11 protein-coding genes are annotated in these 14,896 nt (G+C 73.5%); 1 reads left to right on the top strand and 10 read right to left on the bottom strand.

The genetic code is table 11. The annotated features are described in order from the left end of the window. Positions 1 to 4: 4 nt before the first annotated feature. Positions 5 to 499 carry a GNAT family N-acetyltransferase gene (locus tag ACLQ22_RS29970; RefSeq protein ID WP_425695262.1) on the bottom strand — a complete coding sequence of 165 codons (495 nt, stop codon included), beginning with the start codon at positions 497 to 499 and terminating at the stop codon, positions 5 to 7. 196 nt (positions 500 to 695) lie between these two features. Between ACLQ22_RS29970 and ACLQ22_RS29965 the strand changes: the two genes are divergently transcribed. Next, positions 696 to 1,073 carry an ArsR/SmtB family transcription factor gene (locus tag ACLQ22_RS29965; RefSeq protein WP_121401300.1) on the top strand — a complete coding sequence of 126 codons (378 nt, stop codon included), beginning with the start codon at positions 696 to 698 and terminating at the stop codon, positions 1,071 to 1,073. A 128-nt stretch (positions 1,074 to 1,201) separates the two neighbouring features. Here ACLQ22_RS29965 and ACLQ22_RS29960 read toward each other — a convergent pair whose 3' ends face one another. The 9 genes from ACLQ22_RS29960 to ACLQ22_RS29920 form a co-directional block, all read right to left on the bottom strand. Then, on the bottom strand, positions 1,202 to 1,669 hold the full coding sequence (locus ACLQ22_RS29960) for an SRPBCC family protein (RefSeq protein WP_425695261.1): 468 nt from the start codon (positions 1,667 to 1,669) through the stop codon (positions 1,202 to 1,204). Positions 1,670 to 1,735: 66 nt separating this feature from the next. Beyond that, on the bottom strand, positions 1,736 to 2,938 hold the full coding sequence (locus ACLQ22_RS29955) for a hypothetical protein (protein ID WP_425695260.1): 1,203 nt from the start codon (positions 2,936 to 2,938) through the stop codon (positions 1,736 to 1,738). 99 nt (positions 2,939 to 3,037) lie between these two features. After that, on the bottom strand, positions 3,038 to 5,314 hold the full coding sequence (gene katG / locus ACLQ22_RS29950) for a catalase/peroxidase HPI (protein WP_425695259.1): 2,277 nt from the start codon (positions 5,312 to 5,314) through the stop codon (positions 3,038 to 3,040). A 23-nt stretch (positions 5,315 to 5,337) separates the two neighbouring features. Further along, positions 5,338 to 5,766: a Fur family transcriptional regulator gene (locus tag ACLQ22_RS29945; RefSeq protein WP_121401296.1), complete on the bottom strand. Its 429-nt coding sequence runs from the start codon at positions 5,764 to 5,766 to the stop codon at positions 5,338 to 5,340. Positions 5,767 to 5,872: 106 nt separating this feature from the next. Beyond that, positions 5,873 to 8,812: an AAA family ATPase gene (locus ACLQ22_RS29940; RefSeq protein WP_425695258.1), complete on the bottom strand. Its 2,940-nt coding sequence runs from the start codon at positions 8,810 to 8,812 to the stop codon at positions 5,873 to 5,875. 101 nt (positions 8,813 to 8,913) lie between these two features. Beyond that, positions 8,914 to 9,117 (bottom strand): hypothetical protein, encoded by a 204-nt coding sequence (locus tag ACLQ22_RS29935; protein WP_425695257.1) that lies wholly within the window; start codon positions 9,115 to 9,117, stop codon positions 8,914 to 8,916. A gap of 54 nt (positions 9,118 to 9,171) precedes the next feature. Continuing rightward, on the bottom strand, positions 9,172 to 12,312 hold the full coding sequence (locus tag ACLQ22_RS29930; protein ID WP_425695256.1) for a type 2 lanthipeptide synthetase LanM family protein: 3,141 nt from the start codon (positions 12,310 to 12,312) through the stop codon (positions 9,172 to 9,174). A gap of 196 nt (positions 12,313 to 12,508) precedes the next feature. After that, positions 12,509 to 13,435, bottom strand: coding sequence for an ornithine carbamoyltransferase (locus ACLQ22_RS29925; protein WP_425695255.1), 927 nt, complete (start codon positions 13,433 to 13,435; stop codon positions 12,509 to 12,511). Between the two features lie 32 nt (positions 13,436 to 13,467). Next, positions 13,468 to 14,763, bottom strand: a complete 1,296-nt coding sequence (locus ACLQ22_RS29920; RefSeq protein WP_425695254.1) for an aspartate aminotransferase family protein — start codon at positions 14,761 to 14,763, stop codon at positions 13,468 to 13,470. Positions 14,764 to 14,896 lie beyond the last annotated feature (133 nt).

Below are 14,896 nucleotides of genomic sequence, written 5' to 3'. Positions count from 1 at the left end.
CCGGTCAGGTGATGACGGGACTGCGCCGCTCGAGCAGGACGACGTCGCGCCACCGGCCCCGGTGGCGACCCACCCGTTCGCGGACGCCGACGACCCGGAAGCCGGCCCGCCGGTGCAGGCCGAGGCTGGCGGTGTTCTCCGGGAAGACACCGGACTGGATGGTCCAGATGCCGGCCGCCTCCGTGGACGCGACGAGCGTGTCCAGCAGGAGCCGGGCCACGCCACGCCCCCGCGCGCCGGGGTCGACGTAGACGGAGTGCTCCACCACGCCGGCGTAGACCGCGCGGGTCGAGGTCGGCGAGACGGCGACCCAGCCGACCACGGTGCCGCCGTCGACGGCCACGAAGCGGTGCTCGGGCAGCCTGGCCGCGTCGAAGGCGGCCCAGGTCGGCGCGCTCGTCTCGAAGCTGGCCTCGCCGTCGTCCAGGCCGGCCTGATAGATCGCCAGCACCCGCTCGGCGTCGTACGGACGCATCGGGCGGACGGCGGTGTCGGCCATCAGCGGGCTCCGTGCGGACCGGAACCGGCGACGGCCGGGGCGGGGCCCGGTTCGTCGCCGGCCCCACCGGCCCTCGCCCGACCCGCCGTCGACCATCGGTCCTCGCCGACCATGCCGTCCCCCTCCACGAGCCCTGCCTTGACGTTCGTCTAAGCAGACGGTTGCACGTTGATTAGAAGAATGTCAACCTAGAGGAATGTCGAAGCAAGCGGCGCCGCTCGCCCTCCTGGATCTCACCGCCGACGCGGCCTGCTGCCCTCCCCTGGCGCAGCGCCGCGTGCCGGCCGAGACGGCCGCGGCGCTCGCCCCCGCGTTCAAGGCGCTCGGGGATCCGGTGCGGTTGCAGCTGATGTCGATGATCGCCTCCGCGGAGGGCGGCGAGGTGTGCGTCTGCGACCTCACCCCCGCCTTCGACCTCACCGGCCCGACGATCTCGCACCACCTGAAGACACTGCGCGAGGCCGGCCTGGTGGCCGCCGAACGGCGCGGGACCTGGGTCTACTACCGCGCCCGCCCGGCCATCCTGCGCCAACTCGCCGCGCTGCTCACCGTCGAGCCGGCCCCCGCCCCGTAGACCACGGCCGCTGTTCCCGCACGGCGGCGTCGAGAGGCTCCCGGGGCTGCTCACCCGCCGTCGGGCTCCTCAGGTCGATGACCGGCAGGTCGGGATCCCGCCGGCGGTCGGGCCGGGGCCGGTCCGCGTCAGCCGGCCGCTTCGACGTACGCCGCCAGGTTGGCCAGCGACGAGGCGATCCCGGCCTCGTGGTCCGCCTGGTCGATGCCGGGTGGCACGTCGGTGGCGGTGACGGTCACCAGCGTCCCCGCGCCGGTGGCGGCGAGGTGCCAGGTCATCGTCATGGTGCCCGCGTACGACGGGTCGTCGGCCTCGAACACCGCCCGCTGCACCACGCGCTCGGGGGGCACCAGGGCGGCGAACCCGACGTCTACGACATCCGTCGCATCCGACGTCTTGCCGGGGCTGTCGGCGGCGTCGAGGTAGGTCAGCACCATCCGGAACCCGCCACCGGGGCGCGGATCCCACCGCTCGACCCGCCCGCGCATGCCGTCCGGCGGCAGCCATGCCTCAAGCGACTCCCGGTCGAGCAGGGCGCCGTAGACGGTCGCCGGTGGTGCCGCGATCACCCGGCTGGCGCGGTCGGTCCTTCCCATGACCCGATCCTAGGACCGGGGCTCCGGCAGGCCCGTCCTCACCGGCCGGCCCGCGGGCGGTGGGGGTCAGCTCAGTTTCGAGCCGGTCACCGTGGGGTTGCGGGCGCCGAGGAAGAAGATGCCGGGGTAGCCGCGCGTCTCGAAGCCGTCGCTCGGGTTGCGGCGCAGGGTGGAGTTCTCGATCCGCATGGTGCCGGTGCGGTCGTTGCTGACGAAGAAGACGGCCCCGCCGCCCTCGTTCGCCCTGTTGCCCTCGATGATCGTGCCGGCGATCCGGACGGTGAACCCGTTGCCGTCGCAGTAGATCGCCCCGCCGCTGCCGCCGCCCGGCGTGCCGGCCCTGGCCGGGTTGGCGCCGGCGCCGACCGCCCGGTTGTCGCGCAGGACGCTGTTGAGCACCACCCAGCTGACGCCGATGCTGCTCACCGCGCCGCCGTTGGCGCAGACGCCGCCGTCGAACGTGCTGCCCACGACGTACACCGGCTTGTTCTCGTACTGGCTGAGTACCCGGATGGCCGCGCCGCCCAGGTCCGGGCCGGTCCGGTCGCAGCGGTTGCGGACGAAGCGCGAGTTGACCACCTTGAACCGGCCGCCCCGGACGAAGATCGCCCCGCCGCCGCCACCCTCGGCCCGCTCGCCGGTGGAGTTGCCGTCGGCGAAGGTCAGGTTCTGCACGGTGAGCTGCGGGTGGTCCTGGTTCTGGCAGTGCGAGGTGGTCCAGCCCTGGGCGCCGTCGCAGGTGTTCATGTAGAGGATCCGCCGCCGTCCCGCACCGCTGAGGGTGACCTTGCCGCCGCCGTCCAGCACGACCCTGGGCCCGTTGGCGTTACGGATCTTGGCCGTCGCCGTCATCTTGATCGTCACCGGTGCCGACCCGCAGTCGAACGTGATGACGCCGCCGGCCGCGACCGCCTTGACCACCGCGGCCGAGGTGCAGCTGGCGGCGGTACCGCTGCCGATCGTCCGGGTCGGTTTCGACGTGTCGACGGCGCGCGCCTCGGCCGGCACGTCCGCGCCGCCGTTCGGGTTGCCGGCCTTCAGCACCCCGGCCTTCGTCGAGGGCTTCGGGCTGGCACTCGCCCCGGGCCCGCCGAGGCCGGAACGGGCCGCCGGGGCCCCGCGGCCGGGCGCCCCGACCCCGCCGGCCGACGTCGACGCAGCGACCGGAGTCGGCGGTGGGTCGCCGTCGGGGACGGAGTTCCCGCAGGCGGGCAGGCCCGCCCCGGCGACAGTCAGGACGAGCAGGGCGGCAAGCGACTTCACACGCACCCCGTGATGCTAGGAGCCACCCGGACCGGTGAGCCAATCCGCCGCACGGGCAGACGAGCCCCCGGTCGATCGACCGGGGGCTCGTCGTCCGGAGTCGCGTCAGGCGAGATCGAACCGGTCGAGTTCCATGACCTTGGTCCAGGCCGAGACGAAGTCGGCGACGAACTTCTCGCGCGCGTCCTGGCTGGCGTAGACCTCGGCGAGGGCCCGCAGCTGGGAGTTGGAGCCGAAGATGAGGTCGACCGCGGTGGCGGTCCACTTCACCTCGTCGGTGGCCAGGTCCCGGATCTCGTACACGTGCTCGTCGGACTCCGACGCCTTCCACCGGGTGCCCGGGGAGAGCAGGTTGGCGAAGAAGTCGTTGGTGAGCACGCCGGGCCGGTCGGTGAGGACGCCGTGCCGCGTGCCGCCGACGTTCGCCTCGAGGGCGCGCAGGCCGCCGACGAGGACGGTCATCTCGGGCGCGGTCAGGTTGAGCATGTAGGCACGGTCGAGGAGCAGCACCTCCGGCTGGGTCTTCTCGCCGGGACGCAGGTAGTTGCGGAACCCGTCGGCGCGCGGCTCGAGGACCCGGAAGGACTCGACGTCGGTCTGCTCCTCGGTGGCGTCGGTGCGGCCGGGGTGGAACGGCACGGTGACCTCGACGCCGGCGTCGCGCGCCGCCTTCTCCACGGCCGCCGAGCCGGCCAGCACGATCAGGTCCGCGAGCGAGATCTGCGCGCCGCCGGCGGAGTTGAACTCCCGCCGGATGCCCTCCAGGGCCTCCAGGACCGTCGCGAGCTGCTCGGGCTGGTTGACCTCCCAGCTGCGCTGCGGCTCGAGACGGATCCGCGCGCCGTTGGCGCCGCCGCGCTTGTCGGTGGACCGGTAGCTGGCGGCCGAGGCCCAGGCGGTGGAGACCAACTGGGCGGTCGTGAGGCCGGCCTGGAGGACCTTCGCCTTGAGGGCGGCGACGTCGGCGTCACCCACGAGCTCGTGGTCGACGGCCGGCACCGGGTCCTGCCACAGCTGGGGCTCCGGCACCCACGGCCCGAGGAAGCGGCTGACCGGGCCCATGTCGCGGTGCAGCAGCTTGTACCAGGCCTTGGCGAAGGCCAGCGCGAACTCGTCGGGGTGCTCCAGGAAGCGGCGCGAGATCTTCTCGTACGCCGGGTCGACGCGCAGCGACAGGTCGGTGGTGAGCATCGTCGGCTTGTGCTTCTTCGACGGGTCGTGGGCGTCCGGGATGATCGCCTCGGCGTCCTTGGCGACCCACTGCTTCGCGCCGCCGGGGCTCGTGGTGAGCTCCCACTCGTAGCCGAAGAGGATCTCGAAGAAGCGGTTGCTCCACTGCGTCGGCACGTCGGTCCACGTCACCTCGAGACCGCTGGTGATCGTGTCGCCGCCCTTGCCGCTGCCGTGGGTGCTCAGCCAGCCGAGGCCCTGCGCCTCCAGCGGGGCGGCCTCGGGCTCGGGGCCCACGTGGTCGTCGGCGACGCCGGCGCCGTGGGTCTTGCCGAAGGTGTGGCCACCGGCGATGAGGGCGACGGTCTCCTCGTCGTCCATCGCCATCCGGGCGAAGGTCTCGCGGATGAAGTGCGCCGCCGCGGCCGGGTCCGCGTTGCCGCGGGGGCCCTCCGGGTTGACGTAGATGAGACCCATCTCGGTCGCCCCGACGCCGGCCGCCATCTCCTTCTCGGAGGTGTAGCGCTCGTCGCCGAGCCAGGTGTCCTCCGGACCCCAGAAGATCTCCTCGGGCTCCCAGACGTCCTCCCGGCCGAAGGCGAAGCCGAAGGTCTTGAAGCCCATCGACTCCAGGGCGACGTTGCCGGCGAGCACGAGCAGGTCGGCCCACGAGATCTTCTGGCCGTACTTCTGCTTGACCGGCCACAGCAGCCGGCGGGCCTTGTCGAGGTTGGCGTTGTCGGGCCAGCTGTTGAGCGGGGCGAACCGCTGCCCGCCGTCGCCGGCGCCGCCGCGACCGTCCTCGATGCGGTAGGTGCCCGCGGCGTGCCAGCTCATCCGGATCATCAGGCCGCCGTAGTGGCCGAAGTCGGCCGGCCACCAGTCCTGCGAGGTGGTGAGCACCTCGACGATGTCCCGCTTGAGGGCCTCGACGTCGAGCTTGGCGAACTCCCTGGCGTAGCTGAAGTCCGCCCCCAGCGGGTTGCCCTTGGACGAGTGGGCGTGCAGCACCGACAGGTCGAGCTGGTTGGGCCACCAGTCCCGGTTGGTGCGCGGACGGCCTCCGGTCTTGGGCGTCGGCGAGTCGATCGCCGGGTTCTCGCTCTCGCTGCCGTGCGCGGTCACGGAGTCGTGCGCGACCGGGCAGCCGGCCGCCTCCTTCTTGTCCACGCCCTGCGCGCTGACGGGGCCGTTGTCCTGGGTGTCGCTCATGTGCTTCCTTCCGAACTGGCGGATCACTGAACGGTGCGTTCGGTCGCGCAGTCGGGGCAGGTGCCCCAGTAGACGACCTCCGCCTCGTCGACCGCGAAGCCGCGGTCGTCGGAGGCGGTGAGACAGGGGGCATGGCCGACGGCGCACTCGACGTCGGCGATCGCGCCGCAGGAGCGGCACACGACATGGTGGTGGTTGTCGCCCACCCGGGACTCGTAGCGGGCGGTCGCCCCGGCGGGCTGGATGCGCCGCACCAGACCGGCGTCGGTGAGCGCCCGCAGCACGTCGTACACCGCCTGGTGGGAGACCGTGGGCTGCTCCGCCCGCACCAGGGCGATCACCGTGTCGGTGTCGACGTGCGGATGGTCGCGCAGCGCTCTGAGCACCGCCAACCGGGGCCGCGTCACGCGCAACGAGACCGCCCGCAGCTGGGTCTCGAAGTCGGGCGTCACGTGATGAACATAGTCCAGTATTTTGGAACGGATCAAGTTTTTCCCGGGTTCGACCCGCCCACCTCCGACGCGGCCCCCGGCCGGACGACCGTGGGTCCGAGGTCGATCACCGACGGCTTCCGGATCGGCTGTCGGACCGCAGCAGCTCGTCCACGCTGTCGCGCAGCGCCCTGCGGTTCGCGTGCCCGGTCTTGAGCAGCAGGCTGGCGACGTGCTTCTCGACCGTACGCGGCGAGAGATGCAACAGCGAGGCGAGGTCCTGGTTGTCGTGGCCCTTCGCGAGCAGCACGAGCACCTCGTGCTCGCGGACGGTCACCCCGACGGCGCGCAGCCGGGCCGGGATGCGGTCGTGACCGGAGCGCCGTTGCCCGAGCGATGCGCCGGCCTGACGGAGCAGGCCCCGGCAGGCGCCGGCGATCACCGGCGCGTCGACGTTGTGGAAGTGGTCCTCCGCCGCCCGCAGCCAGGCGACGGGCTCGCCCCACCCGTCGGCGAGCGCGGCCTCGGCGACCAGACGCAACCCCAGGTGGTGGGACATGCGGTACGGCGCCGCGGCCTCCAGGGCCAGCGCGACCTCCGCGGCGGCCCGCTCGCGCTGCCCCGCGCGCCCGTACACCACCGCCTTCGCCAGGTGCAGGAACTGCCGGTTCCAGCGCAGGCTCGCGCCCGGCGCCAGCGCCACCGCCTCCATGCCGGTGCGGTCCAGCGACCCGGCCAGCGCGTCGAGCAGTGGCCGCAGCCCGAAGCGACCCGTCATGTAGTAGGTGTTCGGGTGGTCGTCCTCCCACGCCCGGGCCAGGTCGAGGGCCCGGATCGCCGCCGGCCGGTCCTCCTCCAGCAGCGCGCAGACGGCTTCGCAGAAGCCGTAGGCGAGGGGCACGTGCCCGGACTCTCCCCCACCGACCGCCCGGAACTCCTCGAGCCGCTGCTCCATCAGTCGCCGTCGCCCCCGGTGGGCGGCGGAGGCGGCGGCCGTCACCAGCGCGAACTGCTGGTCGTCGACGTTGCGCAGCCGGGCGGTCGCCGCGGCGCACCGGGCGGCGAGCTCGTCACCTGTCGCGTAGTCGCCCTGCATCACGGCACGGATCGCGTACACGCCCTCGATGCTCTGCCCGAGCATGATGGCGCCGGACAGCTGCGCGGCCTGCTCCGCCTGGCGCAGCAGCGTCTGCTCACCGGTGCGCATGCTCTGGTTGACCCCGAGCCGGAACAGCGCGTTGATGCGCCACAGGGGCAGGCGGTGCTCCTCAGCCATCGCCAGCATCCTGGTCAGGTAGGACTCCGCCTCGTCGAAGCTCCGGCTGCGGGCGATCATGGCGAGGAGTTGCAGGGCCTGGCACGCCGTCTCCGCCATCGGCACCCGCTCGGCGACCGCCAGGGCCTGGAGCACGAGCTGCTCGGCCTGCGTGGTCCGGCCGCAGCCGTCGCCGTCACCGAAGATCAGGTGCGCCTCGACCACGTCCACCCGGGCCGCCGGCCCCGGCGGCGGGTTGCTGCCGAGGATCGCCCGGGCGATGCGTACCTGGGTCGCGCCGTCGGACCACCGTCCGGTCATGACCGCGACCCAGGCGAGCCGGGTCCGGATGCTGACGTGCTGCTCGACGCCGAGGGTCACGGCGTTCACCCAGGTCGCGTCGTCGACCAGGGCGAACGCCCGGTTCGCGTGGCCGGCTTCGGCCAGGGCGTTGAGCAGCGACTCGAGGATGCCGGCTCGTGCCTCGGGGTCGGGCGGGTCGGACGTCAGCCCGTACGCCCGGTCGAGCAGGGTGACGGCCGAGGTCGTCGCGCCGTCGCCGAGGGCCCGCCGGCCCGCCTCCGCGAACAACAGGCCCGCGGCGTGGTTGTCGCCGGCGGTCTGCCTGAGTTCGGCCGCGAGCTGGCACCAGTGTCCGGGCAGCCCGGCGTACGCCGACTCCAGCGCGTCGGCGGCGCGTTTGGCCAGCGCGGACCGTTCGGCGGGGGTGAGCGTGGCCAGGATCGCGTCGGCGGTCAACGCGTGGCGGAAGGAGTACCAGTCGGGGGTGGACCGGTCGGGCATGATGACCTCGACGTCCACCCCGGAACGCAGGTGGCTCAGCATGGCCCGCTCCTCCAGACCGGTCGCCGCCCGGACCGCGGCCACGGGGAAGCGACGGCCCAGCACCGCGGCGGTGTGCAGCAGCGTCCGCGCCTGCGGATCGAGGCTGGCCAGCCGGCGCGTCACGCTGAGCGTGACGGTGTTCGGCAACGCGATGCCCGGGTCGTCGCTGAACCGCCAGCCGTCGCCGTCGCGGACCAGTGCGCGCGCGCCGATCATGCTGTTGAGGAGTTCCTCGGCGACGAACGGGTTGCCCTCGCTGTCGCGTACCAGCCGGTCGGTCAGTTCGGCGGGCAGGGCATCGGTGTCGAGGCAGGCGGAGGCGAGCTCGTGGACCTCCTGATCGGACAGGGGGCGCAGTTCGACGACGGTCGCGGACCGACGCACGGCCGCGGCCCAGGCCAGCTCCGTCGCGGGGCCGCTGCCCGGCCGCATGGTGGCCACCATCAGGATGGGCAGGTCGGCGAGGTTGTCGACCAGATACTCCACGACGGCGTGGGTCTCGGCGTCGGCGTCGTGGATGTCCTCGAGGATGAGGACGCAACCCCGGCCCCCGGCCACGGCGGTGACGAGCCGCAGGACGGCCTCGGCCAGTTCGACGATCGAGGCCACCCGTTCCGGCACCGCCGGGTCCCGCCACTCGGGGATGAGCCGGGCGAGGGCCGGGCGGTAGGGCGCCAGCTCGGTGTTGTCCGGCAGCCGGCCCGTGCGCGACAGCGAGAAGATCGCCTCGGTCAGCGGGCGGAACGGGACGATGGGGCCGGTGGAGCTGCTACGGCCCCGTAGCAGCTCCATACCGGCCTCCGCCGCCGCGTGCGCGCAGTGTTCCGCGAGCCGGGTCTTGCCGATCCCCGCCTCGCCGATCAGGAAGATCGCGCCGCCGGACGAGGCCCGCGTGGCCGTCAGTCGAGCGTTGACGGTGCGGAGTTCGGCATCACGTCCGATCACCACCGGCGAGGAGAAACGCATGCCCGCAGGCTAACGTGAGCGGCACCCGCATTACCGCGTCGAACACGGGGCGCCCGCTGTCGATGACACGACACGGGAAGGTGCCGCTCCCCGGCGGGGGCTCACTCCGACGAGTGACCGCCCGTACCGCCGGTGTCGATGATGGCCGCGATGGCGGGCGCGGCGATCATCAGGCCGGTCAGGATGCCCGTCCGCCTCCCGACGTGCCACAGGAAGCTGAGCTTGATCTCGCCCGCCGGGTGCGTGTCGGCCGACCCGGGTTCCTCCGCCGCCGCCGGTCGAGGAGCAGTCAGGTCGTTCCGCATGTCTTCCCCCTTGTTCCGCATATCTTCCCCCTTTATCTGGTTCTCGACACCGCGTCAGGATGTCGTCGGCTCGGCATGCAGCAGCAGTGCCGAGGGCACATGATCGGCGAAGCCGATTCGGAGCAGACCGTGGCCGATCCCGGCCAGGCCATCCAGCAGGCCGGGGACGCTCACGCCGCCGGCGGCACCGCACCTCGGGCCGGCCTGGTCCAGCGCGGCGACCAGTTGCCCGGCCTGGTCGGAGCGAACGCTGACGGCGGCCTGCCGACCGCGTGCGGCGGCGACCGACAGCATCTCCTGCCTGCCCAGCTCCCCGTGGCAGAGGCTGTGGTCGCCGACCAGCCCCGATCTCGACACGGCGGTCGCCGCGCGGTCCACGAAGGCGGCCAGCGCGGGGTCCGCCAGCAGCCGGCCCTGGTCGGCGATGGCGACCGCGATTCCGGGGACGCCGTGGCACCACGAGTGCGCCGACAGGTCCGGGAAGGGGCCGGTGGCGGCACGGGCCAGCATCTCGCTTCCGGCCTCGGCGTACCGCTCGTCGCCTTCCGCCTGGGCGAACCGCAGCAGGGCCCAGCCGATCCCGGCCGTACCGGTGGCGAAGCCGGGCTGTGCGGGCAGCGACGGAGCGGCCGCCAGCAGCCGCTTGGCGCAGTCGCGGGCCGTCTCGGCGGCGAGCGGCAGGCCGGTCAGCTCGCTGACGGCGAGCATCGCGGCGAGGCAGCCGGCGAGCCCGTCGAGCACGCCCAGCTGGGGTTCCGTCGCGGCGGCGATCGCCGCGAGGCGTACCGCCGGCTCGACGGAGTCGCCGAGCGCGTCGTCCTGGAGCAGGTCGGCGAGCCGGGCCGCCGCGTAGGCGATGCCCCCGAGGCCGGTGAACCCGCCGCTGCCGACCGTGCTCGCCAGGTGCGGCCGGGCCTCCATCGCGGTGAGCAGCACCGGGAGCTGGCGCACCGCCCGGCCGGCGGCCTCGGCGTAGCGGTCGACGTCCGTGAGCCGGGCCAGTTCGGCCAGGAAGAGGGCGGTGCCCGGGTATCCGTTACCCAGCCCCGCGCCCAGCGGCATGATCGTGCTGTGCCCGCCGTCCACCGGTTCGAGGCCGAGCCAGTTGGCGAACACGCCGTCGTCGTACGCGTCCGCGATGATCTTGTCGGCGATGCCGCAGGCGACCGTGAGCAGCCTGCCCGGGTCCGGTGCCGTGGCCTCCCACCGGACGGCCACCGGCTCGGCGCACTCGTGGCGTGCCCCGCCGAGCCGGCCGGCGAGCGCGGCCTGGACGATCCACTCCTGGTCGCGCTGGTCGACGGCGCCCATGGCGGCGATCTTGCGCAGCGTGGTCGCCAGCACCGGCTCGTCGAGCACGTCGACGAATCCGACACCGTCGCCACCGGTCAGGTCGCGGTCCTCCGGGCGGCAGGTGAACAGGGGGACGTCGCCGTCCCAGAGCTGTTCGATCTCGCGGGACACCAGTCGGTTCCGCACCGGGTCGTCCACCGAGGCCGCCCAGAGCAGGTCGAAGATCTGATCACGGTCGAGCGCGTCGCGCAGCACGTCGGGGTGGGTGGACTCGCTCAGCAGCACGGTGTAGGTCCGCGTCGACCGGGCGATGACCCGCAACTCGTCGGCGGCGAACCGCCGGAGCAGGCCGTCCGGGCCGGTCAGGTCGCCGGCCCGCCGGGCGATGGCGCGGTACCCGGCCCGGAAGCCGGCGAGCAGCTCGCCCGTGTATTCGGCGGCATCGGCCGGGACGCCATGCAGCGTCGGGCGGTTCTCGGCCGCCCGCATGGGCGCGGCACCACGCACCAGGTGCATCGTGTCGGTGCCGGCCGCGGCCCACTCGACGGCCTCCCGGAGCTGTTGCGCGCCGGGGTCGCCACCGAGGCCGGAGATGTCCAGCACGCCCCGCTCGCCGATGAGCGGCTGCGGCAGCAGGGCGGTGCGGTACACCGAGGTCCGCAGCGCCCGGGCGGCGGGGTCGGGCGCGGCGGTCGGTACGGGCAGGTCGGGGTGCAGCAGCGTCTCGACGTCGACGAGGACGGGCTGGTCGGCGCAGGCGATCAGGTTCTCGTGGTGGATGTCCGTCATGCCCAGCAGATAGAGCAGCGCGAGCAGCACCCCCTGCCGGCGGTAGAACGCGCCGACCTCGGCGGCGTCGGAGCAGGCGGCGCGGTCGACGACCTCGATCCACCCGTAGCCGTCGCGGGCGAGCACCGTCAACGTGCGCAGCTCCAGCTCCGGCAGCAACCCGTTAAGCCAGTCCAGGACCTCGTTGAAGTGCACGTGGACGGCGACCGAGCGCGGCCGGTAGACCATCCGGGCGCCGGAGGCGAAGCGCAGGAGCGCCACCGCCCGCCCGTGCCCGTGCGAGTCCCCCGCCACGTCGACTCCGGCCAGCGGTCCCGGATCCCGGCCGGGGAACAACCGCCGGAGGATCTCCGCCCGGTCCGCGACGTACCGGTCGAGCAGCTCGGCCGTCGCCTCGACGGCGTGCCGGCAGGCGGTCGCCAGGATCCGCGCCAGCACGGGGTAGTCCGTCATCACCCGGGTCAGCCGCCCGCGCTGGGCGAGGTCGGCCACGAAGGCCGCGAACCGGTGCTCGGGCGTGGGACCCACCAGCCGGCCGGCGGCGCGGGCGGCGTTGAGTTCCAGGACGAAGGTACGCGAGGCCATCGCGACCAGCCTCTTGCGGAGCGCGTCGGCGAATCCGGCGTACACCGCGGCGAGGTCCACCACCGCGGACGTCCCGGGAGCCCGTACCCGCTGCCGCAGGTCGGCGCAGGCGGCGGTGACGAACGGCGCCAGCACGCCGGCGAACGCGTCGGACCACGGGGTGCCCGTGGACGGGTGGGAGGCGCCGCCGGGGGCGAGGCCGAGCGCCCGCTCGGTGAACTCGGCCCAGGCGGGCGCGCCCGACCCGTCCGCCAGCGCCGCCGGCGGGGTGTCGAGGAGGGCCAGGAACTGCCGCTCGGTGATCCTCAGGGCCGCCAGGCGGTGCGCGAACTGACCCGTCGTCCCCAGCTCGTACGCCGAACGCCAGTCCCGCAGCCGCCGCACGGCGTGCTCGGAGACGGCGTCGGCGGCGACGGACCCGCCGTGCTCGGCTGCCCGTACCCGTTCGGCGAGCGTGAGCCCGGGCGCCCACCACGCGCCGCCCGCACCGCCCACCACCGCCGTGTCCCGCGTCCCCGATCTGTCCACGCCGATATCGTGCCGGCGCCCCGCAGGGGTCACATGGGTAACCGGTACCCATATTTCGCCGGCGCCGGCGCACCGCCTCCGACCTGCGGCGATCCGCCACGCGACGAGGGCGACCGGCCCGCCGGTGCTCCCGCTCCCGCCATCGGGGCCGCCGTGGTGCGGGTCGGACAGATGCCGCACCGACCGGCGGCCGGGCTCACCCGGCGCACCACTCCAACGCGGCCTGGGCGCTGGACATCTTGTGCCTGGCCTGGTCGAAGGCGATGCTGCGGGGACCGTCCAGCACCTCGGCGGTGACCTCCTCGCCCCGGTGGGCCGGCAGGTCGTGCATGAACACCGCCCGCGGGCTCGCCGCCAGGGCCGCCCCGTCGACCTGGAACGGCGCGAAGACGCGCCGCCAGTCCGGGTCCGGCTTGCTGGTGCCGGTGGTCTGCCAGCGGGTGGTGTAGACCACGTCGACCTCCGGCAGGTCCGACATGTGGTGCGCCTCGGCGACCGACGAGCCGCTCCGCCCGGCGGCCACCCGGGCGGCGGCGAGGACGCCCGGGTCCAGCCCGTACCCGGGCGGCGTGCGCAGGTGCAGCCGCGTCCCGGTGAACCGGGTGAGGGCGAGCGCGAGCGCGGCGGCGGTGTTGTTGCCCTCCCCCACGTAGAGCACCCGCAGCCCGTCGACCCGACCGAACCGCTGGGTCATGGTGCTCAGGTCGGCCAGCGCCTGCGTGGGGTGCTCCTCGGCGCTCATCGCGTTGATCACCCCCATCCGGTCCTGCGCGGCGAACGCCCGCAGCTCGGCGACCGGGTCGGCGGTCCGGGCGACGAACAGGTCGACCATCTCGGACAGCACCCGGGCGGTGTCCCCGACCGTCTCGCCGGTGTTCAGTTGCAGGTCCCCGGGGCCGTAGCTGATCAGCTGCGAGCCGAGCCGCAGGGCTCCGCTGGAGAAGGCGGTGCGGGTCCGGGTCGAGGTGCGGCGGAAGTAGACCGCGGTGACCAGGCCGCGCAACCGGTCGGCGGGGCGGACCCGACCGGCGGCGTAGTCGGCGCTGCGGGCCACCAGGTGCCGCAGGTCGGCGTCGCCGAGGTCCTGGATCGACAGCAGGTGACGGCGGGGACGGCGGTCCATCGGGATCCTCCGGGAACGGTCGCGGGAGTCGGTCAGCTGGCCTGGATGGCCCGGTGCAGGACGGTGAGGCCCCGCTCCAGCCGGGCGAGGTCGATGGTGAGCGGCGGCATCACCTTGATCACTTCGTCGTCGCGCCCGCAGAGTTCGACGATCAGCCCGGTCTCGAAGCAGCGCCGCTGGATCCGGTCGGCCCGCTCGGCGCCGCCGGCCGCCCGCAGGTCGATGCCGAGGACCATGCCCAGGCCCCGGACGGCGAGCGCCGGTTCGCTGTCGCGCAGTTCGGCGCCGAAGCGCTCCAGTCGCCGGGCGCCGACCGCGGCGGTGGTGCGGAAGCCGTCCTGGCCCCAGAGTTCGCAGGCGGCGGCACCGGCGACGAAGGCGAGCTGGTTGCCCCGGAAGGTGCCCGTGTGTTCCCCCGGCGACCAGACGTCGAGTGCCGGTCGGAACAGCACCATCGACAGCGGCAGCCCGTAGCCGCCGATCGCCTTGGAGACGGTGACGATGTCCGGCACCACGCCGGCGTGCTCGAAGCAGAAGAACGTGCCGGTCCGTCCGCAGCCGGACTGGATCTCGTCGAAGATGAGCAGGACGCCGTACCGGGTGGTCAGCTCGCGCAGCCGGCGCAGCCAGTCGGCCGAGGCCGGGTACACCCCACCCTCCATCTGCAACGGTTCGACGATCACCGCGGCCGGCAGGTCCAGCCCCGACGACGGGTCGGACAGCATCCGCTCCAGGTAGCCGATGGAGTCGAAGGGCCCCGCCGGACCGTCCTCGTACGGCACGAACGTCACGTCCGCCGTGCCCACCTGCCCGGCGGCGCGGGCCCGGCGGCCGCCGCTGACCGCCAGCGACCCGCGGGACATGCCGTGGTAGGCCCCGGTGAAGGCGACGACGCCACGGCGTCCCGTGGCCCGGCGGGCCACCTTCAGCGCCGCCTCCACCGCGTCGGTGCCCGTCGGTCCGCAGAACTGCACCTTGTGGTCCAGCCCTCGCGGGGCCAGCACCTGCTCCCGGAACCGGCTCAGGAAGGTCCGCTTCGCCACGGTGTACATGTCCAGGCCGTGCATCACGCCGTCCCTGGCGAGGTACTCGGTGAGGCGACGCTTGAGGTAGGGATGGTTGTGGCCGTAGTTCAGGGTGCCGGCGCCGCAGAAGAAGTCGGTGAACATCCGGCCGTCCTCGGCGTAGAGCTCGGCGCCCCGGGCCCGGTCGAACACCACCGGAAACTTGCGGCAGTAGTAACGCACCTCCGACTCCATCGCCTCGAAGAGGGAGAAGTCGTAGGCCGCCTTGTGCGGCGGGACGGTCTCGTCCACCAGCATGGTCATCGGTCCGGGGTCTCCTCGGTGGTAGTCGTCTCGTCGTCGGAACAGGTCGTCGGGTGCGTGCTGCCCGACCGGCGGGCGGTCGATCGGTCCCGGCCGGGCCGGGACGTGTGCGGGGGCGAGACCGGAACGGTCC

This window comes from Micromonospora sp. DT178 (genome assembly GCF_049841695.1).
Classification (GTDB): Bacteria; Actinomycetota; Actinomycetes; order Mycobacteriales; family Micromonosporaceae; genus Micromonospora.
The sequence above is the reverse complement of the archived record's forward strand: the minus strand, read 5'-3'. Positions and strand labels throughout refer to the sequence as shown.